The organism is Kribbella deserti, assembly GCF_042434725.1.
Classification (GTDB): domain Bacteria; phylum Actinomycetota; class Actinomycetes; order Propionibacteriales; family Kribbellaceae; genus Kribbella; species Kribbella deserti.
Genome location: NZ_JBHLTC010000018.1, coordinates 855,201 through 877,260, shown reverse-complemented (window position 1 = coordinate 877,260; position 22,060 = coordinate 855,201). Strand labels below are relative to the sequence as shown.

The 22,060-nt window shown below is 68.1% G+C and carries 19 protein-coding genes, 1 tRNA gene, 1 pseudogene and 1 riboswitch; of the genes and pseudogenes, 16 read left to right on the top strand and 5 right to left on the bottom strand.

What is annotated here, in order from left to right:
* Positions 1-149: 149 nt before the first annotated feature.
* Complete coding sequence (locus ACFFGN_RS17405) at positions 150-686, top strand: class I SAM-dependent methyltransferase (protein WP_380048687.1); 537 nt, start codon at positions 150-152, stop codon at positions 684-686.
* Positions 687-803: 117 nt separating this feature from the next.
* Positions 804-1,142 carry a hypothetical protein gene (locus ACFFGN_RS17400; RefSeq protein ID WP_380048685.1) on the top strand — a complete coding sequence of 113 codons (339 nt, stop codon included), beginning with the start codon at positions 804-806 and terminating at the stop codon, positions 1,140-1,142.
* A gap of 41 nt (positions 1,143-1,183) precedes the next feature.
* On the opposite strand, the gene ACFFGN_RS17395 is transcribed toward ACFFGN_RS17400, so the two are convergent.
* The 3 genes from ACFFGN_RS17395 to ACFFGN_RS17385 form a co-directional block, all read right to left on the bottom strand.
* Positions 1,184-1,477 (bottom strand): RNA polymerase sigma factor, encoded by a 294-nt coding sequence (locus ACFFGN_RS17395; protein WP_380048683.1) that lies wholly within the window; start codon positions 1,475-1,477, stop codon positions 1,184-1,186.
* A gap of 87 nt (positions 1,478-1,564) precedes the next feature.
* Positions 1,565-2,302, bottom strand: a complete 738-nt coding sequence (locus ACFFGN_RS17390; protein ID WP_380048681.1) for a phosphotransferase — start codon at positions 2,300-2,302, stop codon at positions 1,565-1,567.
* 3 nt (positions 2,303-2,305) lie between these two features.
* Positions 2,306-2,806, bottom strand: a complete 501-nt coding sequence (locus ACFFGN_RS17385; RefSeq protein ID WP_380048679.1) for an NUDIX hydrolase — start codon at positions 2,804-2,806, stop codon at positions 2,306-2,308.
* 73 nt (positions 2,807-2,879) lie between these two features.
* Between ACFFGN_RS17385 and dop the strand changes: the two genes are divergently transcribed.
* The 12 genes from dop to ACFFGN_RS17325 all read left to right on the top strand — a co-directional run bounded on the left by dop (position 2,880) and on the right by ACFFGN_RS17325 (position 12,448).
* On the top strand, positions 2,880-4,400 hold the full coding sequence (gene dop, locus ACFFGN_RS17380) for a depupylase/deamidase Dop (protein ID WP_380048677.1): 1,521 nt from the start codon (positions 2,880-2,882) through the stop codon (positions 4,398-4,400).
* A 55-nt stretch (positions 4,401-4,455) separates the two neighbouring features.
* Positions 4,456-4,665 (top strand): ubiquitin-like protein Pup, encoded by a 210-nt coding sequence (locus ACFFGN_RS17375; RefSeq protein ID WP_328993805.1) that lies wholly within the window; start codon positions 4,456-4,458, stop codon positions 4,663-4,665.
* A gap of 8 nt (positions 4,666-4,673) precedes the next feature.
* Complete coding sequence (prcB, locus tag ACFFGN_RS17370) at positions 4,674-5,513, top strand: proteasome subunit beta (RefSeq protein ID WP_380048674.1); 840 nt, start codon at positions 4,674-4,676, stop codon at positions 5,511-5,513.
* 70 nt (positions 5,514-5,583) lie between these two features.
* Entirely contained in the window at positions 5,584-6,435 is an 852-nt protein-coding gene (gene prcA, locus ACFFGN_RS17365; protein WP_380048672.1) for a proteasome subunit alpha, read from the top strand.
* A complete protein-coding gene (locus tag ACFFGN_RS17360) occupies positions 6,432-6,983 on the top strand; it encodes an NUDIX hydrolase (protein ID WP_380048670.1) in 552 nt (183 codons plus the stop codon). The genes prcA and ACFFGN_RS17360 overlap by 4 nt, the downstream gene beginning before the upstream one ends.
* Positions 6,984-7,000: 17 nt before the next feature.
* Positions 7,001-7,106: riboswitch (ZMP/ZTP riboswitch) on the top strand.
* 28 nt (positions 7,107-7,134) lie between these two features.
* Positions 7,135-8,025, top strand: coding sequence for a bifunctional 5,10-methylenetetrahydrofolate dehydrogenase/5,10-methenyltetrahydrofolate cyclohydrolase (locus ACFFGN_RS17355; protein ID WP_380048668.1), 891 nt, complete (start codon positions 7,135-7,137; stop codon positions 8,023-8,025).
* A 28-nt stretch (positions 8,026-8,053) separates the two neighbouring features.
* Positions 8,054-8,437 carry a chorismate mutase gene (aroH, locus tag ACFFGN_RS17350; protein ID WP_380048666.1) on the top strand — a complete coding sequence of 128 codons (384 nt, stop codon included), beginning with the start codon at positions 8,054-8,056 and terminating at the stop codon, positions 8,435-8,437.
* A 34-nt stretch (positions 8,438-8,471) separates the two neighbouring features.
* Positions 8,472-9,539, top strand: a complete 1,068-nt coding sequence (locus ACFFGN_RS17345) for a prephenate dehydrogenase (RefSeq protein ID WP_380048664.1) — start codon at positions 8,472-8,474, stop codon at positions 9,537-9,539.
* 19 nt (positions 9,540-9,558) lie between these two features.
* Positions 9,559-10,248, top strand: coding sequence for a (d)CMP kinase (gene cmk, locus ACFFGN_RS17340; RefSeq protein ID WP_380048662.1), 690 nt, complete (start codon positions 9,559-9,561; stop codon positions 10,246-10,248).
* Positions 10,245-10,964: a lysophospholipid acyltransferase family protein gene (locus ACFFGN_RS17335; protein WP_380048660.1), complete on the top strand. Its 720-nt coding sequence runs from the start codon at positions 10,245-10,247 to the stop codon at positions 10,962-10,964. Before cmk ends, ACFFGN_RS17335 begins: the two co-directional genes overlap by 4 nt.
* Complete coding sequence (gene der, locus ACFFGN_RS17330; protein ID WP_380048658.1) at positions 10,964-12,334, top strand: ribosome biogenesis GTPase Der; 1,371 nt, start codon at positions 10,964-10,966, stop codon at positions 12,332-12,334. Before ACFFGN_RS17335 ends, der begins: the two co-directional genes overlap by 1 nt.
* 40 nt (positions 12,335-12,374) lie before the next feature.
* Positions 12,375-12,448 (top strand) — tRNA-Pro (locus tag ACFFGN_RS17325).
* 187 nt (positions 12,449-12,635) lie between these two features.
* Here ACFFGN_RS17325 and ACFFGN_RS17320 read toward each other — a convergent pair.
* A pseudogene (locus tag ACFFGN_RS17320) lies at positions 12,636-12,818 on the bottom strand (NAD(P)H-binding protein); the annotation flags it as partial.
* Between the two features lie 373 nt (positions 12,819-13,191).
* A complete protein-coding gene (gene ypfJ / locus ACFFGN_RS17315) occupies positions 13,192-14,091 on the bottom strand; it encodes a KPN_02809 family neutral zinc metallopeptidase (protein WP_380048656.1) in 900 nt (299 codons plus the stop codon).
* Positions 14,092-14,114: 23 nt separating this feature from the next.
* On the opposite strand from ypfJ, the gene ACFFGN_RS17310 reads away from it, so the two are divergent.
* Both ACFFGN_RS17310 and ACFFGN_RS17305 read left to right on the top strand, forming a co-directional pair.
* Positions 14,115-15,713: an ABC-F family ATP-binding cassette domain-containing protein gene (locus tag ACFFGN_RS17310; RefSeq protein ID WP_380048654.1), complete on the top strand. Its 1,599-nt coding sequence runs from the start codon at positions 14,115-14,117 to the stop codon at positions 15,711-15,713.
* A gap of 143 nt (positions 15,714-15,856) precedes the next feature.
* A complete protein-coding gene (locus ACFFGN_RS17305; RefSeq protein ID WP_380048652.1) occupies positions 15,857-22,057 on the top strand; it encodes an RHS repeat-associated core domain-containing protein in 6,201 nt (2,066 codons plus the stop codon).
* The last annotated feature ends 3 nt before the right edge of the window (positions 22,058-22,060 follow it).

Below are 22,060 nucleotides of genomic sequence, written 5' to 3'. Positions count from 1 at the left end.
CCCGTCATACCGGCGATCGCCGGACAGTACGCCGTGCAGGGGCGCACTGTCCGGCGGTTCGCTTTTCCGCTCAGGGTCATCCTTGATTTGCCCCCGGGCCGGCCGTGCGAGCCTCGACGGCGCAGGTGCAGGTGCGTGACGATCGAACCATGAGACCGCTGCTCTACGAGTTCACGGCGACGGTGTTCTCCTTCGGGCGCCGCAAGGCCGCCTACGACCGTCTGGCGGAGTTGTGCGAAGCCGAAACGGGGGAGAAGGTCCTTGATGTCGGTTGTGGCACCGGCTACCTCACCCGGCGCCTGAAGGCCGCGGTGGGGCCTGGCGGCGCGGTGACGGGGGTCGATCCGTCCCGGCCGATGCTTGAGTACGCCGTCCGGCATGTGCCGACGTGCTACTTCCAGGAGGCTTCGGCACAGGCCCTGCCGTTCGCGGAGGGTTCGTTCGACTTGGTGGCGTCGAGTCTGGCGATTCACCACGTGCCACCGGGCCAACAGCCCGAGGCTTTCCGCGAGCTGCGCCGGGTGCTGCGGCCTGGTGGGCGCGTGGTGATCATGGAACTGCACGGCTCGTCCCACGGGCACGCCGTTGACGATCTGCCGGGGCAGCTCGAGGCGGCCGGTTTCACGGTCACCGACGACGCCCCGATCCAGCGGCGCCTGCGGTGCGTACGAGCCCAGGCGGTCTGAGCCACCTGAGCGAGCTGACGGGTCTGGGCTCGTATCGGCCTGGCCGGGTGATGGGCGCGGGGTGGGCCGGGGTTTTCCCTGATGCCTGCGGTGGCGTTGACGGCGTACCTTCCTCGCATGGCGACGGATGAGGCGCGGAAGGATCTGCGGGCCGCGATGGCCGCACGGCAGGAGCTCGGGCCGGACTATGAGCCCGAGATCATCGACGCCTTCCTGGAACGGGTCGATGCCCGGATCGCCGAACGCGTCGCCGCCGTACCAGCCCAGCGCGAGCCGCTGCCGCCACCGAAGGACGACCCGGGTGGTCTCGCCCTCGCCATCGTCTCGGTGGTGGCCGGCATCCCGATCACCGCGATCGCCGCAGCGCAGGAGGGCGTGATCGCCATCATCATCTGCTGGGGCGGCATCGTCGGCGTCAACCTGGCGCGCTCCATCAGCCGCTTCATGGGCCGCTAACCCGGCTCCGCTCGACGCAGGCCTCCACCTGACGCGGGCCGCTACCCGAGTTTGATCGGCCGGCCGTTGGCGAGCGCCCGCCGGACCTCGGACATCCGGCGTTCGTCATCACGCTGGGTCAGCCGCTGCCACGTACTGACGAAGGTGGTCTGTACGACGTCCTCGGCGATGCTCCACGACGCCGTACGCCGAAACGCGAACGCGTGCACCTCGTCGGCGTACCGATCGAACAACTCACCAAGCGCCTGCTCATCACCGTCCCGAACCCGGTTCCATAACGCGTCGTCGGACACCGGCGGATCACCCGAACCACCAGGCTGGCCGAAATCTGTCATCAAGGTCCTCACACCAAGAAGTGTCCGAACCCCCACCCCAAGGTTGCACACCATAAGTCCGCCACCCACCGTGGTTTCGGTGGTGGGTTATAGGCGGGCGGTGACGCTGGCCAGAGGCTCGGCGGTGGGGTGGTTGTGGTCTAGGGCGTGGAGGACGGCGTACCAAGGGCCTAGGCGGTGCCAGGCCCGGGCTCGGTCGCGGAGGTACGGCGTGGGGGAGTAGGTCCGCGCGACTCCCTCGGCGATTACGCGGGGAGCGCCGTGGAGGAGCCAGGCGAGGTCGAGGGCGGGGTCGCCGATGTGGGCGTCGGTCCAGTCGATGACGCCCGTTACCTGGGTGTCCGTGACCAGGATGTGTTCGGGCCCGAGGTCCGCATGGATCAACCGGCCGTCGGACGGGACCTCAGCCACCTCGGCCAGCAGGTCCTCCCCACGCGCCCTATACGCCGCTGGGAGCCGCGGTAGTACCTCAGCCGCCATCCGAGCCTGCACGGCGCGCCTGTCCGCCTGAGCCGTCTCGTAGTCCTCAGCAGAGTGCTTCACCGCCTCAACCGGATCCACCCCATGCAACGCACAGAGGAACCTCCCGAGCGCTTCCCCCACGGGAGCGTCCTCAAGCGGTTGCCCCAACAGGAGCCGGTGCCGAACTCCCGAAGCGGTCAACTCCGGCACAGGGACTGGTAGCGGCAGGTGCGGCGCAAGCCAGGGGAGCAGGACCGCCTCGGCTTGAAGTCGCGGAGTCACCTCCGGCCGTCGTGGCTCCCGGTAGAGCCAATGCCCGTCGGTCCAGGCCCTGCTGTCCCAGCCGTTGTCGTCGATCGTCACCCGTCAGAGCATCGCCCGGACGTAGCCGGACAACAACGCATTTGTGTCGGGCATGAACTGCCACTCAGGGTCGTCCAGACGCGCGACGAGCTCGTCCGGGGACATCCATGTACCCCACTCGACTTCCTCCGGCTGGTGGCGCACAGGGCCGTCCCAGACGCAGGTGTAGAGGTAAGCCCAGTACGACGTGCAGTCGTCGGCATAGCCGTCCTCGGGCAGCTTCACCAGGTCCACCCCGGTGATGCCGAGCTCCTCGTCCAACTCGCGCACCACGGCGTCGTAAGGGTCCTCGCCGGCGGCAACGACTCCGCCCGCGGCGAAGTCGTAGTAGTGCGGGTAGAGGTCCTTGGTGGGGGTCCGCCGGTGCACGTAGATCTGGCCCGCGCTGTTGCTGACCAGCACGGCCGTCGCGCTGTGGCGCAGGTTCTCCCGGCGCATGACCGAGCGTGGCGCCGAACCGACAACTGTCCCGTTCTCGTCCACCAGGGCGACCAGTTCATCCATGCCGGCAGTGTTTCACCTGCCTGGTGGGCCGAATCACCAGCATGTGTCGGTCGTACCGCGTAGGCTCAATCGTATGAGTGTTCGGCGGATCATGGGGACCGAGACCGAGTTCGGCATCTCCGTTCCGGGGCAGCCCGGGGCCAACCCGATGCTGACCTCGAGCCAGGTGGTGAACGGCTATGCGCAGACGCAGCCTTTGGCGCGTAAAACGCGGTGGGACTTCGACGAGGAGCACCCACTGCGAGACGCGCGCGGCTTCGACCTGAGCCGGGAGGTGGCCGACTCCAGCCAGCTCACCGACGAGGAGACCGGCCTGGCCAACGTCATCCTCACCAACGGCGCCCGGTTGTACGTCGACCATGCTCACCCGGAGTACTCGGCCCCAGAGTGCACCAATCCGCGCGACGTGGTGGTGTGGGACAAGGCGGGTGAGCTCGTGATCATGGAGGGCGCGCGCCAGGCCCACCAGTTGCCCGGCTCCCCGCAGATCAACCTGTACAAGAACAACACCGATAACAAAGGCGCGTCGTACGGCGCCCATGAGAACTACCTGATGCGCCGGTCGACGCCGTTCGCGTCGATCGTGCGGCACCTGACGCCGTTTTTTGTCAGCCGCCAGGTGGTCACCGGCGCCGGCCGGGTCGGTATCGGCCAGGATGGCGCCACCCACGGCTTCCAGATCAGCCAGCGCGCGGACTACTTCGAGGTCGAGGTCGGCCTGGAGACCACGCTGAAGCGGCCGATCATCAACACCCGTGATGAGCCGCATGCCAATCCCGACCGGTATCGCCGGCTGCACGTGATCATCGGCGACGCGAACCTGTCCGAGATCTCGACCTATCTCAAGGTCGGCACCACCGCGCTGGTGCTGTCGATGATCGAGGACGGCTGGCTGACCGACGACCTGTCCGTCGACCGGCCGGTCACCGCGTTGCACGAGATCAGCCACGACCCGACCTGCACGCATCTGCTCACGCTGAAGGACGGCCGCAAACTCACCGCCGTCCAGCTCCAGATGGAGTACTACGAGCAGGCCCGCAAATACGTCGAGGACAAGTACGGCGACGACGCGGACCGCCAGACCCGGGACGTGCTGCAGCGCTGGGAGCAGGTGCTGGACCAGCTGGCGATCGACCCGATGAAGCTGTCGGACCAGCTCGACTGGGTGGCCAAGCTCAAACTTCTGCAGTCCTACCGGGACCGCGACGACCTCAACTGGGACGACTCCAAGCTGCACCTGGTCGACCTGCAGTATGCCGATCTCCGCCCGGACAAGGGCCTGTACTACCGCCTGGTCAAGGCCGGACGAATGCAGCGGCTGGTGTCCGACGAGGAGATCCGGATGGCCGTCACGCATCCGCCGACCGACACGCGCGCCTACTTCCGTGGCCGCTGCATGCAGAAGTACGCCGGCCAGGTCGCGGCCGCCTCGTGGGACTCGGTGATCTTCGATCTGCCCGGTCGCGAGTCGCTCCAGCGCATCCCGACGCTCGACCCGCTGCGCGGTACGAAGGCACATGTCGGCGCCTTGCTGGACCAGTGCGACACCGCGAGTGACCTGGTTCGCACCATTACTGGGGGTGCCGCCGGGTAGGGTCCTGTTAGGAGGCCATTTGAGGGGCCTCCAGGTGTGGGCCTAGGAGGTTGGCATGGCTAAAGACGGCGGTCAGCAGCACAAGCAGACCAAGCGATCGGGCACCGAGGAAGAGGTCGCCGAGGTCACCGCGTCGGAGGAGGTCGCTGAGCGCAAGGAGCGACTCGACGACGACGTGGATTCGATCCTCGACGAGATCGACGAGGTGCTGGAGGAGAACGCGGAGGAGTTCGTTCGCGGATTCGTCCAAAAGGGCGGGGAGTGAAGCACTAGATGACAACCGATGCCTTCGGCCGACTGCCGGAAGCCTTTCTGACCCCGGGCAACTCGTCGTTCGCGGATTTCCTGGCGGGGCATGCCCCCGACTTGTTGCCCGGGCGACGAAGTTTGCCCGCGGGCGATCTGTCCCAGCAGGTGCCACACGGCACCACGATCGTCGCCGCCACCTTCGAGGGTGGCGTGGTGATGGCGGGCGACCGTCGCGCCACCATGGGCAACATCATCGCCCAGCGCGATATCGAGAAGGTGTTCCCCGCCGATGAGTACTCGGCCGTGGGCATCGCCGGCTCGGCCGGTCTCGCGGTGGAGATGGTGCGGCTGTTCCAGGTCGAACTGGAGCACTACGAGAAGCTCGAGGGTGCCACCCTCAGCATCGACGGTAAGGCGAACCGGCTCAGCGCGCTGATCCGTGCCAACCTGCCGATGGCGATGCAGGGCCTGACCGTGGTGCCGCTGTTCGCGGGGTATGACCACGACCTCAAGGGCGGCCGGATCTTCTCCTACGACCCGACCGGCGGGCGGTATGAGGAGCAGTCGTTCTACAGCGTCGGCTCGGGCTCGCTGTTCGCCCGCGGCTCGCTGAAGAAGCTGTACCGCGAGGGCCTGTCGGCGAGCGACTGCGTGACGGCGACCATTCAGGCGCTGTACGACGCGGCCGACGACGACTCCGCGACCGGCGGTCCCGACCTGGCCCGGCGGATCTTCCCGGTGGTCGCCGTGGTCACCGCGGACGGTTTCCGGCGGATGCCCGACGAGGAGGTCGGCGGCATCGTCGACACCATCGTCAGCGCCCGCCTGCAACGTCCCGACGGCCCGGCCGCAGCCCTGACCTGATCCGTTCGTGGACTCGATCCCACCGGGCCGAGCCCACCGGCCGAGCCCGAATCACCGACAGAGGACCTGAATGAGCGTTCCGTTCTACGTCTCGCCCGAACAGCTGATGCGGGACCGGGCCGACTTCGCCCGGAAAGGCATCGCCAAGGGGCGCAGCGCGATCGCCCTGCAATATGCCGACGGCATCCTGTTCGTCGCGGAGAACCGTTCTCCCGCGCTGCACAAGGTCGCCGAGATCTACGACCGGATGGCCTTCGCGGCCGTCGGGCGGTACAACGAGTTCGAGAATCTGCGCATCGCCGGCGTGCGCCTGGCCGACATGCGCGGGTATTCGTACGACCGTCGCGACGTGACCGGCCGCGCCCTCGCTAACGCGTATGCCCAGACCCTCGGGGCGATCTTCTCCTCAGGTGGGGAGAAGCCGCTGGAGGTCGAGATCCTGGTGGCCGAGGTCGGTGACACCTCGGCGGGTGACCAGATCTACCGGCTGACCTATGACGGCTCGATCGCGGATGTGCGCGGTTACGCCGTCATGGGCGGTCCGGCCGAGCAGGTCGCGGAGTATGTCGGCGAGCACTACAGCGAGGGCATCTCGCTGGCCGGGGCGCTCCGGCTCGCGGTGGACGCTCTGGGCCACGACGGCACCGAGACCCGGCAGCTCACGCCGGACCAGATCGAGGTCGCCGTACTCGACCGGACCAGGACCCAGCAGCGCAAGTTCAAGCGCATCTCCGACGAGACGCTGGCCAGGATCCTGGCGGAGTCGACGCCCGATACCAGCGCGGCCACCGAGAGCAGCGAGCCGCACAAGCCCGAGGGCTACGAGAGCTCGCGAGGCGATGCCGACGCGCCGGTGGCGCCCCCGGTCGAGGACGACGACGCGCCGGTCGCACCGCCGGAGGACCCGGAACGACCAGCGTGAGCAACGATCCGATCGCCTGGGACCTCGTGGGCGAGCGGCTGGCGTACGACGGATTTCTGTCCGTCAAGGTGCGCCGGTACCGCTTGCCCGACGGTCGTGAGTGCGACTGGGACGTGTTCGGCCCGAAGGCCGGCGTCGGTACCGGGGTTTCGGTACTGCCGCTGACGCCGGACGGCCGGATCGTCACGGTCCGGATGTTCCGCGCCGGCCCGGATCAGGTGGTGACCAACCTGCCGGGCGGTCTCATCGATCTCGGTGAGGAACCGGCCGCCGCGGCTGTTCGTGAGCTCGAGGAAGAGACCGGCTACACCAGCGAGTCGATCGAGGTGGTCGGCTGGTGCCACGCCGCCGCGTCCTCAACCTTTCGCAAGTACGTCGCGATCGCCCGCGGCTGCCGACCCGACGGCAAGCAGTCGCTGGACGAGTTCGAGGACTGTGTCCCGGTGGAGCTGACCGTGGGCCAGTTCCGCGCCGAGCTGCGCACCCCTGGCGCCATGACCGGCACCGACGCCGCGTACCTGGCCCTCGATCACGCCGGCCTGCTCTGAGCGATCCGGTAGGTTCGACCCTGGACCGCGACTGGCGTTGAGGTGGAGCACCACCGGGGAGCGGCCCGGACCGAACCGGCGATTGGCCGGCGGTGCCAAGAGCCGCGCGCCTGGGCGAACGACTGTTGTCGACCAGCCCGGAGGCTCGCGTATGAACCAGACCACCGCCAAGCTGATGGACGGGACCGCCGTCGCGGCCCGGCTCTACGAGCAGACCGCCATCCGCGCGGCCGAACTTCGCGAGACCACCGGAGTCGAGGCCTGCCTGGCCACCGTCCTGGTCGGGGATGACCCGTCCTCGGCGACGTACGTCCGGATGAAGCAGAACCGCTGCCGCAAGGCCGGAATCGCCTCGCGCAGCATCGTTCTGCCCGCGAGTACGACGACCGCCGAGCTGGTTCAGGCGATCCGCGAGCTGTCCGATGACCCGGCGGTGCACGGCATCCTCGTGCAGCACCCGGTACCGGCGCACATCGACGAGCGGGCCGCGTTCGAGGCGATCGACCCGGCGAAGGACGTCGACGGCGTGACGATGCACTCGTTCGCCGCGATGGCCTTCGGCCTGCCGGGCTTCCAGTCCTGTACGCCGGGCGGCATCATCCGCCTGCTCGACGAGTACGACGTGAACCTGGCCGGACAGCACGCGGTCGTACTCGGGCGCAGTCCCATCCTCGGTAAGCCCGTCGGCATGCTCCTGCTCGAGCGCAACGCCACTGTCACCTACTGCCACTCACGCACCAAAGGCCTGCCCGAACTGGTGGCCCAGGCCGACGTGCTCGTGGCCGCAGTCGGCAAGCCCGACTTCGTGCAGGGGGAGTGGCTCAAACCGGGCGCGGTGGTCGTGGACGCCGGGTATCACGAGGGTGGCCGCGGCGACGTCGACCAGGAGGCCGCTGCGCGGGTGGCGAGCCTGCTCACGCCGGTGCCGGGTGGTGTCGGGCCGATGACGATCGCGCTGCTGCTGGCTCAGACCGTCGACGCGGCCGTTGCGTTATCTGGACCTGGTGTCCGGCATGCGGCGGAGGACACTAGGGTTCAGTAGGCGGGAAAGTAGCCAGACGAACCAGCGCATGGAGGCAGGCACAGTGGCGGTACGGGCGATCCGGGGCGCGACCCAACTCGACGTGGACGAGCGCGAGCACCTGCTCGAGCGGTCCGCCGAGCTGATCACCGCCGTACTGGAGGCCAACCAGCTGGCGTCGGATGATCTGATCAGCGTGCTGTTCACGGTCACGCCGGATCTGCACGCGGAGTTCCCGGCGGTGGCGGGCCGGCAGGTCGGCCTGGTCGACGTACCGCTGATCTGCGCGCAGGAGATCGCCGTACCGCACGCGCTGCCGCGGGTGGTCCGGATGATGGTGCACGCCGAAACGGCGACGGCGCGGGAGAAGATCCAGCACGTCTACCTGCACGGCGCGGTGAGCCTGCGTCCGGATCTGACCGGCGCCCAGTGATCGCCGTGAGTCCGGTGAGCCCAGTGAGCAGGGTATGAACAACCTCAAGGGACCGGTCCGGGTCGTCGGTACCGGCCTGATCGGCGCGTCGATCGGCCTGGCGCTCGGCCGGCTCGGCGTGACCGTGCACCTGGTGGATGCCGACGCCGAGTCCGCGTTGATGGCCGAGCGGATCGGCGCCGGCAGTCGCGACGTCGCGGGCGAGCCGCAGGTGGTGGTGGTCGCCGTACCGCCGGATCACGTCGGTGCGGTGATCGCGGCGCAGCTGGCCGCGACCACCTCGGCGATCGTTACCGACACCGGCAGCGTGAAGTCGAAACCCCTGGTGGACGCGGGCGCGCTGACCGATGACCTCAGCCGGTACGTCGGCAGCCACCCGATGGCCGGTTCGGAGCGCTCGGGCCCGTTGGCCGGCCGGGCGGACCTCTTCGACGGCGCAACCTGGGCGATTACCCCGCACGAGGGCAATCGGCCTGAAGCCGTTGAGCTGATCCGGGAACTCGCCGAGACCTGTGGCGCTCGTACGGTCGAGTTGTCGGTGCAAGACCATGACCTCGCGGTCGCCCGGGTCTCGCACTTGCCGCACCTGATGTCGGCCCTCGCCGCGGGCACGCTCGTGGACGCACCGGCTTCGCACCTGGAGTTGTCCGGCCAGGGCGTTCGCGACGTCACCCGGATCGCCGGGGGAGACCCGCGGCTGTGGACGCAGATCGTCGCGGCGAACGCGCCCGCGCTGACCACCCTGCTGGAGCGGATCCGAGGTGACCTCGACCGGATGCTGATCGCCCTTGGCAAGGACGACGGCTCCGGCGACATCACCAACCTGCTGATGAACGGCGTGACCGGCGCGGTCCGGGTCCCGGGCAAACATGGCGCGCCGCATACGGACGACGCGACCGTGCTGGTCAACATTCCCGACCGGCCGGGTCAGCTGGCCAAGTTGTTCGCGGACGCGGCCGCTTCCGGCGCGAACGTCGAGGACCTGCGCATCGATCACAGCCCGGGTCTGGCCATCGGTCAGGTCGAACTGGCGGTCAAACCGGCCTCGGTGGATCAGCTGGTGAAGGTACTGACCGAACGCGGCTGGGTCGTGCACCGTTGACAACCGGTAACCTCTGCGCATGATCATCGCGGTTGACGGCCCCAGCGGTTCCGGAAAGTCCAGCACGGCACGAGGTGTCGCGACCCGCCTGGGTCTGCGCTATCTAGACACCGGCGCGATGTACCGGGCGGTGACCTGGGCGGTGCTCGACTCCGGTATCGATCTCGGCGACGCCACGGCCGTCGCCGAGATCGCCCGCAACCTCGATCTGACGATCGCGACGGACCCGTCCGCGCCGACGTTCGCCGCGAACGGCACCGATGTCACCCTGCTGATCCGCGAACCCCGCATCAGCGAGAACGTCAGCAAGATCGCCACCAACCTCGACGTCCGGGCCGATCTGGTTCGGCGCCAGCAGGACCTCATCGCCGCGGCCCAGCCCGGCGGCGGCATTGTGGTCGAGGGCCGCGACATCGCGACGGTGGTGGCCCCCGAGGCCGAGCTGAAGGTGCTGCTGACGGCCGACCCCGAGGCCCGGATGGCCCGGCGTCAGGCCGAGCTGGCCGAGGGCGCGGTCACGGCCGCCGAGTTGCGCGACCAGATCGTGCGCCGCGACGCCGACGACTCGACCGTGGCCCAGTTCCAGGTCGCGTCCGACGGCGCGGTGGAAATCGATTCGACCTTTATGACGTTGGAGCAGGTTGTCGAAGCGATTTGTCAGCTGGCCAAGGAGGCGGCTGATGCCGTTCCTCAGGATCAGGAGTCATGACCAGCGGCGATCAACACCTGCAGCCACCCCGTACCGATGACCTCCCGCCGCTGCCGCACCGGCTGCACCTGGTGATGCGGCGAGGTGTCCGGGCCTATCTGAACCACAAGTACGACGTCGTCAGCCACGACACGCACCACGTTCCGCGCACCGGCGGCGTGATCCTCGCGCCGAACCACCTCGGCATTCTCGACGGGCCGCTGCTGGGCGCCTACTCGCCGCGAATGATCCACGCGGTCAGCAAGATCGAGGCCTTCACCGGGTTCCAGGGCTGGCTGCTGACCCGGGTCGGGCAGATCCCGATCGACCGGTTCAGCGTGGACACCCGCGCGGTGCGGCAGGCGATTCACACGCTGCGTGACGGGCGGGTGCTGAGCGTGTACCCCGAGGGCATTCGTGGTGCCGGCGACTTCCGCCGGGTCCGGACCGGCGTCGCCTACCTGGCCATGGTCACCGGCGTGCCGATCGTGCCCGTCGCGCTGCTCGGTACCCGCGCACCTGGCCAGGATGTCGACTCCAAACCGCCCAAGGGCACCCGCATCGACGTGGTATATGGCGAGCCGATTCACATCGAGCCCGTATCCTTTCCCCGGAGGCAGTTCGACGTACGCGCGGTTGCCGACGAGATCGGCGCCGTCCTGAGGACACATGTCCAGAAGGCCGTCGTTGCCACCGGCAACCCGCTCCCGGGTCTGCCAGGACACAAAGGAACGTGATGACTGACCTGCCCACCGGGTACGACGAGGCCTCCTTCGAAGCCGAAGACACCGGCCCGCTGCCCGTGCTGGCGATCGTCGGCCGGCCCAATGTCGGCAAGTCGACGCTGGTGAACCGCATCATCGGCCGCCGCGAGGCGGTCGTCGAGGACACCCCGGGTGTCACCCGTGACCGGGTGTCGTACGACGCCAACTGGGGTGGCCGCCAGTTCACGGTGGTGGACACCGGCGGCTGGGACCCCGACGCCGTCGGTATGGCCGCAAAGGTGGCCGCCCAGGCCGAGGTGGCGATCATGGCCGCGGACGCGGTGCTGTTCGTGGTGGACGCCACCGTGGGCATCACCGACGCCGACGAGGCCGTTGTCCGGGTGCTGCGCAAGTCCGGTAAGCCGGTCGTGCTCGCCGCGAACAAGGTGGACGACCAGCGCACCGAGGCCGAGGCGATGAATCTGTGGAGCCTCGGTATCGGCGAGCCGTATCCCGTCTCCGCGATGCACGGCCGCGGTTCGGGCGACCTGCTGGACGCCGTACTCGCGGCGCTGCCCGAGGCCCCGGCCGAGACCGACCCGCAGACCGGTGGACCGCGCCGCGTCGCGATCGTCGGCAAGCCGAACGTCGGCAAGTCCTCGCTGCTGAACAAGGTCGCCAAGGAGGACCGGGTCGTCGTGCACGACATGGCCGGTACCACCGTCGACCCGGTCGACGAGTTGATCAACCTCGGTGGCCAGGTCTGGCGATTCATCGACACCGCCGGTATCCGCCGCCGCGTCCGGACGGCGTCCGGCCACGAGTACTACGCCAGCCTCCGTACCCACGGCGCGATCGAGCGCGCCGAGGTTGTGGTCGTGGTGGTGGACGCGTCCGAGCCGATGACCGAGCAGGATCTGCGCATCATGACCGCGGTCGAGGAGGCCGGTAAGGCCCTCGTCATCGCGTTCAACAAGTGGGACCTGGTCGACGAGGACCGGCGCTACTACCTGGAGCGCGAGATCGACCGCGACCTGATCCAGTTCCGCTGGGCGCCGCGCGTCAACATCAGCGCGTTCACCGGCCGGCACATGGAAAAGCTCGTACCGGCCATCGAGGCCGCGCTGGAAGGCTGGCAGACCCGGATCCCGACCGGACAGCTGAACGCGTTCCTCGGCCGTCTTGTCGCCGCCCACCCGCACCCGGTGCGCAGCGGCAAGCAGCCGAAACTGCTGTTCGGTACGCAGGCTTCGACCATGCCGCCGACCTTCGTCATCTTCACCTCGGGCGCGATCGAACCGTCGTACCAGCGGTTCATCGAGCGCCGGCTGCGCGAGGACTTCGGCTTTGTCGGAAGTCCCGTGCATGTCGCGGTGCGCCCCCGTAAAAAGAAGCCCCGTTGATGAGGTATGGTTTACCCGCTCGCTCCTCGGAGTGAGTGCTCGGGCTGTGGCCTAGTTTGGTAGGGCGCTTCGCTGGGGGTGAAGAGATCGCAGGTTCAAATCCTGTCAGCCCGACAGAGTGACGAGAGGCACCGGTTAACTCCGGTGCCTCTCGTTTTTTGTTGCCCACAACGTCTTTCAGCGGAAGTCGTCTTTGTGGTCCCGCGCCCACTCGGCGAACGTGCGCCCCGGTTTGCCAGTGGCCTCGCGCAGACAGCACCACGATCCGCCGTACGCCTGCCGCCTTGGCAAGCGCTACAACCTCCTCGGCCGTCTCCGGTACCGGGAAGAGGTAGAGGCGGTCCACGCCCGCCAGGGCCGGCTCAACGCTCGCAGGGTCCGTCAGATCGCCCTGAACGACCTCAACCTCTTCGGGGAGGTCTGCCTTCGCTGGATCGCGGGTGAGCGCCCGGATGGCGACGCCTGCCTCGATCAGCCGCGCCACCACCTCGCGGCCGACCAGGCCGGTCGCGTCCGTCACCAAGACCTTCGTCGGTGGTCACCCGTCCCCCTGATAGGCGGCCGGGCGAGGTATGGTCGTTCGCCTAAGTGGTCCCGCACGGGTTAGGCGGCAAGGCAAATTCTTGCCCACGCTCGGACGCAAAATGCGGTGCCGTGACAGCCGGTACCGACTTTTCGTAGGACTACCTGGCTGCAACCGCGTAGCGGCCCACGAACCCGGCAGCGGCCGCGCAAAAAGCCGGCATCCGCGCAACAACCCGGCACCCCCGGACGACAAACCGGCATTCAGCCCAGCACTCAAGGGCATTTTCACTTCACCGCGCGCTCAACCCCGCCACCTTGTCGGTGGATCCGGATCAGAGGTCGTCGGTGGCCCAGGTGTCGCAGGTGGTCATGTCGCCGGTCTCCATGCCGGTGCGGAACCACTTCATGCGCTGCTCGGACGATCCGTGGCTGAAGTTCTCCGGGTCGACGCGGCCCTGTGTCTTCTGCTGGATCCGGTCGTCGCCCACCGTCGCGGCGGCGTCGAGGCTACGGGCGATGTCGTCGTCGGTGAGCTCGGTGATCAAGGCCTTACCGCTCTTGCCCGTGACCGTCTTGGCGTGGTTGGTCCAGACGCCCGCGAGGCAGTCCGCCTGCAGCTCCGAGCGGACCGAGTCGGACTTGGGGCCGGTCCGGGTCTTGATCTTGCCGAGGATGCCGTACAGGTTCTGGACGTGGTGCCCGTACTCGTGAGCGACCACGTAGGCCTCGGCGAAGTCACCGCCCTGCGCGCCGAGTTGCTTCTGCAGTACCTGGAAGAACGAGATGTCCAGGTAGACCTTCATGTCCGACGGGCAGTAGAACGGCCCGACGTCGCTGGAGGCGGCACCGCAGCCGGTGCTCACGCCGCCGTCGAAGATCTCCATCCGGGCGCGGGTGTACTTCTTGCCACGCCGAGGCAGCTCGCCGGCCCAGAAACCCTCGATAGAGTTCTGGTATATGACGAACCGGCAGTCGCGATTCTGCTGCAGATCGGCACCGCGCTTACACGCGCCGAGATTGCCCGCGGCGGTGTTCGGTGCGGACGGCTCCCCGCCGTCGCCGCCCGGCAAGCCGCCGTTCAGCAGCAAAATGATGACCAGCACGATGATGCCGCCGATGCCGCCACCCATCGGCAAGGCGACCCGGCCACCCGGGAAACCGCCTCCGCCACCGCTGCCACGGACGTCGGAGACGCCACTGGTGTCCAAGTCGGCGTCAGGATTGAATTTCACAGTACGTACACTAGTGCGGGCCCATGATCACTGTTACCAATCTTGAGGTCCGTGTCGGGGCCAGACAGCTGCTTGCACCCGCGTCTTTTCGTGTCGGACCGGGTGACAAGGTCGGTCTGGTCGGCCGTAACGGAGCAGGCAAGACAACTCTGACCAAAATCCTCGCCGGCGAAGCACTGCCGGCCTCCGGATCCGTTTCGTCGTCCGGTTCGATCGGGTACCTGCCTCAGGACCCGCGCACCGGCGACCTCGATATGCTCGCGCGGGACCGGATCCTGTCCGCCCGCGGCCTGGACGACGTCGTACGGCGGCTGAGGTCGGCCGAGAAGTCCATGGCCAGCGGGGACGACCGTACCCGCGACAAGGCCATGCGCCGGTACGAACGTGCCGAGGCCGATCTGCACGCCGCCGGGGGATACGCGGCCGAGTCCGAGGCGGCCCGCATCTCGGCCAACCTCGGTCTGCCGGACCGGGTTCTCGGCCAGCCACTGGGCACGTTGTCCGGTGGTCAGCGAAGGCGTGTCGAGCTGGCCCGGATCCTGTTCGCCCAGGCGGAGACGCTGCTGCTGGACGAGCCGACGAACCACCTGGACGCCGACTCGATCGTGTGGCTGCGGGACTTCCTCAAGCAGTATCCCGGTGGCGTCATCATGATCAGCCACGACGTGAACCTGCTCGAGGAGACCGTCAACCGGGTCTTCCACCTGGACGCCAACCGGGCCGAGATCGACGTGTACAACGTCGGCTGGAAGGTCTATCTGACGCAGCGCGAGACCGACGAGCGGCGCCGTAAGCGCGAGCGTGGCAACGCCGAGAAGAAGGCCAGCCAGCTGATCGACCAGGCCAACAAGATGCGCGCGAAGGCGAGCAAGGCCACGGCCGCCCAGCAGATGCTGAAGCGGGCCGAGAAGCTGATGTCCGAACTCGAGGACGAGCGCGCTTCCGATCGCGTCGCGAAGATCTCGTTCCCGACCCCGGCTCCGTGTGGCAAGACGCCGCTGATGGCCAAGGAGCTCTCGAAGTCCTACGGGTCGCTGGAGATCTTCACCGACGTCGATCTGGCCATCGACCGCGGCAGCCGTGTCGTGGTGCTGGGGCTCAACGGCGCCGGTAAGACCACCCTGCTGCGGGTGCTGTCCGGCATCGAGAAGTCCGACACCGGTGAGGTGATCGACGGTCACGGTCTCAAGCTCGGGTACTACGCCCAGGAGCACGAGACCCTGGACGTCAACCGGACCGTGCTGGAGAACATGAAGTCGGCGGCGCCCGATCTGAACGAGACCCAGGCGCGGAGTGTGCTCGGCTCGTTCCTGTTCAGCGGTGACGACGCGGACAAACCGGCCAAGGTGCTCTCGGGTGGCGAGAAGACCCGGCTGGCGCTGGCCACCCTGGTCGTCTCGGCGGCAAACGTGCTGCTGCTCGACGAGCCGACCAACAACCTGGACCCGGCGTCCCGTACCGAGGTGCTGAACGCGATCCGCTCGTACACAGGCGCGATCGTGCTGGTGACCCACGACGAGGGCGCGGTCGAGGCCCTCGAACCGGAGCGTGTGCTGCTGCTTCCCGACGGTGTCGAGGACCTCTGGTCGCCCGACTACGCCGACCTGGTCTCGCTGGCCTGAGCCCGGCCGAACGGCCCTCCTTTCGATGTGGTTCGAAAGGGGGGCCGTTCGCTTTTGCAGCACGGTGGAAACCGTTGCCCGGACTTGCCGCTCCCGGTGTGCTTGGTGGGCCGTTCTCCAGTTCGAGCATGAAGGGCCCGCCCATGCCTGTGATCCGGCCGAGAAAGTCCCGAGCGTCCCGACAACGTCTAGTGGCCGGTGTTGTCGGCCTCGCCTTGATCAGTACCTGCTGGGGTACGGCGGCCAGGGCCACGCCCGTTCGCGCCGCCGACGACGAACCATGGCAGCCACGCAAGGAACGTTCCGTTCCCGGCACGGTGGCCAAGGTCAAGCCGCGCGGAGTGGACCCCACCGGCGCGGCGGCGGTCACGAAGGTCCCGTCGGTCACCTGGCCTGGAACCGTCTCCGGTACGGCGACGATGCCCGCGCCGGACTGGAGCCTCACGCCCGAGTCGGGCCGGCCACGCGTCGTGGGCGCGGACAGCACGGATCGCGGCCGGGCCGGCACGCTGCCGGTCTGGATCGATCGGCCGGCCCGAAGCGTGAAGGCGGCGGAGCTACCGGCCAAGGTGTCGATCGATTCGCTCGGCCGGGTCGGCGACGCGCTGTGGTTGCGTGCCCGCCGGGCCGACGGCGTACAGAAGAGCGGCACGGTCAAGCTGCGGGTGGGATACGAGCAGTTCCGGCACGCCTTCGGTGGTGACTGGGCGCTGCGGCTACGGCTGGTCGCCATGCCTGAGTGCGCGCTCAACGCCGCGCGGAGCGGTAAGTCGGCGGGCGCTGATTGCGTAGGCCGGCCGGTTCCGACGGCGAACGACGGCTCGGGCTCGCTCACCGCCGAGGTACCGGTCACCGGGTCCGCGCCGACCCTGTTCGCCGTCGAGGCCGCGGCGGCCAGCCCGGCTGGTGACTTCAAGGCCTCGGCCTTGGCGCCGTCGGCGACGTGGCAGGTGGGTGGCGCCTCGGGTGACTTCACGTGGCGCTACCCGATGAACGTGCCGCCCAGTCTTGGCACCGGGCCGAAGGCGCAAATGTCGCTGGAGTATTCCTCTGGCGGTGTTGACGGCCGGACCACCGCGACCAACAACCAGCCGTCCTGGGTGGGTGAGGGGTTCGAGTTCGCGCCGGGTGGTGCGATCGAGCGCAAGTACGCCGCCTGCGGGTCCAAGCCGGAGCAGACCGGCAACAACGGAACCAAGCTCACGGGTGATCTGTGCTTCGCGACCGACAACGCGACGTTCACGCTCAACGGCAAGGGCGGCGAACTGGTCCGCGACGACGCCACGGGCGCGTGGCGGCCGCGTACCGACGACGGCTCGAAGGTCGAGCGGCTGCACGGCGCGGCCAACGGTGACGAGGGCCGTACGCCGGAAACGACCGGCGAGTACTGGCGGCTGACCACCAAGGACGGCACGCAGTACTACTTCGGCCTGAACAAGCTGCCGGGATTCGTCGAAGGCAGCAGCGAGACCACCAAGTCGAGCTGGACCGTGCCGGTGTTCGGCAACCACGCGAACGAGCAGTGCAACGCCGCCACCTTCGCGGCCTCGTGGTGCCAGCAGGCCTACCGCTGGAACCTGGACTACGTCGTGGACCGGCACGGCAACACGATGAGCTTCTTCTACGACACCGAGACCAACAACTACGCCCGCAACGGCACCGCGACCACGGTCAGTTCGTACGTCCGGGCCGGTAACCTCAAGCGGATCGAGTACGGCCAGCGCGCTGGTGCCGTGTTCAGCTCGCCCGCGGTCGCTCGCGTCCTCTTCAGCACGGCTGAGCGCTGCATTCCGGGCAGCGCGTGCACGACGAGCCAGCCGGCCACGTATCCCGACACGCCGCTCGACCAGGCGTGCAACAGCACCACCGACTGCGGCAACAAGTTCAACCCGACCTTCTGGACCGCCAAGCGGCTCGCGAAGGTGACCACCCAGGTCTGGCGCGGCAGCGCGTTCGGCGATGTGAGCAGCTGGACGCTGCGGCACACCTTCCCCGACCCCGGCGACGGCACTCGCCCCGGCCTGTGGCTGGAGGCCGTGACGAACGCGGGCCACGTCCAGGGCGCTGTCGCGACCCCCGAGGTCAACTTCGACGGTGTGCAGCGGGCGAACCGGGTGGACGGCATCGCCGGTATCCCGGCCATGAACTGGTGGCGGATCTCGGCCGTGCACTACGGCACCGGCGGTGAACTCGCCGTCGTCTACTCGGACAAGGAATGCGCCTCGCCGGGCAACCTGCCGGCCGCGGCGGACACGAATACCAAGCGGTGCCATCCGGTGAAGTGGACGCCGGAGGGCCAGGCCGAGCGCCAGGACTGGTTCCACAAGTACGTCGTCACGCAGGTCACCGAGTCCGACCGGGTGAGTGCCACCGAGCCGGTGGTGACCTCGATCGAGTATCCGGGACCGCCGGCCTGGCGCCAGGACGAGGAGGACGGCCTGGTCGAGATCGGCCGCAAGACCTGGTCCAACTGGCGCGGCTACCAGCTGATCGTGACCCGGAAGGGCGCCTCGACCGGGCCGCAAACGGTCACCGAGCATCGCTACTACACCGGGATGGACGGCGACAAGCTGGCCAACGGCGGCACCAAGACGGTGAAGCTGACCGACTCGACCGGCGCCGAGGTGGTGGACGCGAACGCGCTGTCGGGCCAGCTTCGCGAGCAGCGCACCCTGAACGGCGCCACCGTGATCAACCGGACGATCACCGATCACCGGCTGTTCGGCCCGACTGCGACCCGGGTGCGCAGCTGGGCGACCACGAAGTCGTACCAGGTCGAGGAGGCCGGGAACCAGCAGAGCGAGTCGCTGGAAGGCGGCGCGCTGCGCAGCACCGCGGCGCGGCACACCTACTCCGACACCGGGGTGCTGCTGACCGCGAGCAACCTCAACGACGTCGCGAAGACCGACGACGACACCTGCACGCGGTACGAGTACGCGAGCAATCCCAGCGCGGGCATCGCCGAGCTGCCGGCCCGCAAGCAGACCGTGGCCAAGGCGTGCGACCAGGCGTGGACCAACACCGACGTGATCGCGGACACGCGCACCTACTACGACGGCTCGACCGTGCCCGGCGGCACGCCGACCCGCGGTGACGTGACCAAGACCGAGCGGCTGTCGGGCTTCACGGCCACCGGTCAGCCGACCTACCAGACGGTGGCGACCGCCGAGTACGACGCGATCGGGCGGGCGACGTCGATCACCGACGCCAAGAACGGAACGACGCAGGTCGACTTCGTGCCGGCGTCGGGCGGACCGCTGACGAAGACCGAGGTGACCAAGCCGAACGGTCACACCACCAGTACGGTGCTCGAGCCGGCGTGGGGCGAGGCCAAGTCGGTCGTCGACCCGGCCGGCCGGGAGACGACTGCCGAGTACGACGCCCTCGGCCGCACCACCAAGGTGTGGCTGCCGGGCCGGGCAGGGGCCGCCGTTCCCGACATCGAGTACACCTACACCGTCAATGCCGACAGCCCCAGCGTCACCACGACCAGGCGGCTGCAGACCGACGGCAGCATCCAGACCAGCTACGAGATCGCGGACGGTCTGCTCCGGCCCCGGCAGCTCCAGCAGCCCGCGGCCGGGGGCGGCCGGGTTGTCACCGACCGGATCTACGACTCGCGTGGTCTGGAGGTGAAGAACAACCAGCCGTACTACAACGACGCACCGCCCGGTGCGGAGGTGCTGTTGCCGGACGAGGCGGCTTTGCCGGGACAGACGCTCACCACGTTCGACGCCGGCGAACGCCCGGCGATGGAGATCTTCAAGTCCGACGGCGCTGAGAAGTGGCGCACGGTGCACACCAACTACGCCGACCGCCAGACGGTGGACCCGCCCAAGGGTGAGCAGGCCGTCACGAAGGTTCGCGACACCCAGGGCCGGCTGATCGAGAACAGGCAGTACCTCGGCACGTCGCCGACCGGCGCCTACGACAAGACGGCCTACGCCTACAACGAGGCCGGACAGCTGACCTCGGTCGTCGATCCCGCGGGCAACAGCTGGTCCTTCGAGTACGACATCCGCGGCCGCAAGATCAAGGACGTCGATCCGGACAAGGGCATCACGACCTACACCTACGACGACCTCGACCAGCTGACCAGCAGTACCGACGCCCGCGGTACGAAGCTGTTCTTCTTCTACGACAACATCGGGCGCAAGACCGCGGTCCGGGAGGGCTCGCCGACCGGCACGCTGCGCTCGGAGTGGACCTACGACACCTTGGCGAAGGGTTCGCCGTCGACGGCCACCCGGTGGATCGACGGCAAGGCCTACGTCACTCGCGTGACCGGGTACGACGCCGGCGGCCGCACGCTCGGCTCCGAGGTGACCGTCCCGGCGAGCGAAAACCAGCTGGCGGGCACCTACGCCATCGCGAACACCTATCGCGCTGACGGCCAGCTGGACACCACCACGCTGCCGGAAGTCGGTGGCCTACCGGCGGAGACGCTGAAGTACGGGTACAACGAGCAGAACCTGCCGACGACGTTGACCGGTGCCTCGACGTACGTGACCGCGACCGGGTACACCCCGTTCGGCGAGCGGGAGAGCGTCACGCTGCAACAGGCCGGCGGGAAGTGGGTCAAGCAGAGCTACGAGTACCAGGCGGGCAGTCGGCGGCTATCCCGGGTGGTGACCGACCGGGAGCTCTCGCCCCGGCGGGTCTCCAGCGTCGACTACGAGTACGACCACGGCGGCAACGTCACCAAGATCACCGACACTCCGTCATCGGTCAGCGGCGAGCCGATCGACACCCAGTGCTTCGGCTATGACGAACTGAAGCGGATGACCTCCGCCTGGACACCGGGCAACGGCGACTGCACGGCCGCACCCACCGCCGGAGGCCTTGGCGGGCCGGCGCCGTACTGGCAGCAGTGGACGTTCGACAAGACCGGTAACCGCAAGACCGAGACGCAGAAGTCCGCGACCGGCACGGTCACGAGTACGTACGAATATGCCGCGGCTGGTGCAGCCAAGCCGCACGCGCTGCAGAAGGTCACCACGACCGGCACGGGTGTTCCTGGTGGCACGAAGGTCGACACCTTCGGCTACGACGAGTCCGGCAACCAGACGGCGCGCACGCTCGCCGGTACCGGTGAGACGCTCAAGTGGGACGCCGAGGGCAAACTCGAGTCGGTCACGAAGGGCACTCAGCAGACCTCATTCGTGTACGACGCGGACGGCAACCGGCTGCTGCGTAAGGACACCTCGGGCACGACGCTGTTCCTCGGCGACACCGAGCTGCTGCTGAAGCCGTCCGGCCAGTTGGATGGCACTCGCTACTACCGTCACGGCAACCAGACGGTGGCCGTCCGGCACGGCGGTGACGTGGTCTGGATCGGTACGGACCACCAGGGCACGCCAACGCTCGGGATCAACGCCGCCAGCCAGCAGGTGACCCGCCAGCGCACCACGCCGTACGGCCTGACGCGGGGCGCCGGGGGACCGGTCGCCGGCAGTCGGGGGTTCGTGGGTGGCACCGCGGACGCGAGCACGGGCCTGGTCCATCTGGGGGCCCGGGAGTACGACCCGGCCACCGGGCGGTTCATCTCGGTCGACCCGATCGCCGACTACTCCGATCCGCAGCAGATCAACGGCTACGCGTACGCGAACAACAGCCCGGTGACCGGCAGCGACCCGGACGGCAAGTGGGCCATCTTCCGCAGCGTGGTCAAGGTGGTGTCCTACGTCGTCACCTCCAAGCCGGTGGTGAACGTGGTCCGCTGGACGGTCAAAACGGTGACCCCGGTGGTGGACTGGGTGAAGAGCAAACTGGGCGCGATTCTGCAGGCGATCCAGAACTTCATCGTGCAGATCCGTGAATTCGTCAAGAAGGTGATCACCTGGGTGAAACAGGTGATCAAGAAGATCAGCACGTTCATTCGCACCGTGATTACCAAGGTCCACGACCTGGTGAAGAAAGTCGGCGACGCGGTCAAGAAACTGGCCGACAAGATCAAGAACGCGATCAAGAAGGCGGAGCCGCCACAACATACGCCGACGGACCTGCATTCCTTCGGCAATACCACCCACCCCGGCAAGGTGCGGGTGCCGGCGGACATCGAAGTGGACAAGGACGGCAACGTCCATCCATCCAGCCCGCCGAAGGGAAAGTCGACCTACAGTGATCCATTCCATCCGGACGTGAAATTGACCGGCCATTACTGGCGATTGCCGGCCGGTACGCAATTGCCCGACGGCCTGCGGGTCATCGCCGATGGCACGGACGTCGGTGGCGATCAGCCGCACGGTCACCACACCCTCTATCCCACCCGCTCGATGAAGTACGATGAATTCGTCAGCCTGTACGTGTCGCTGCCGTGGGAATACGTCGGAAAGAAGAAGTGAATC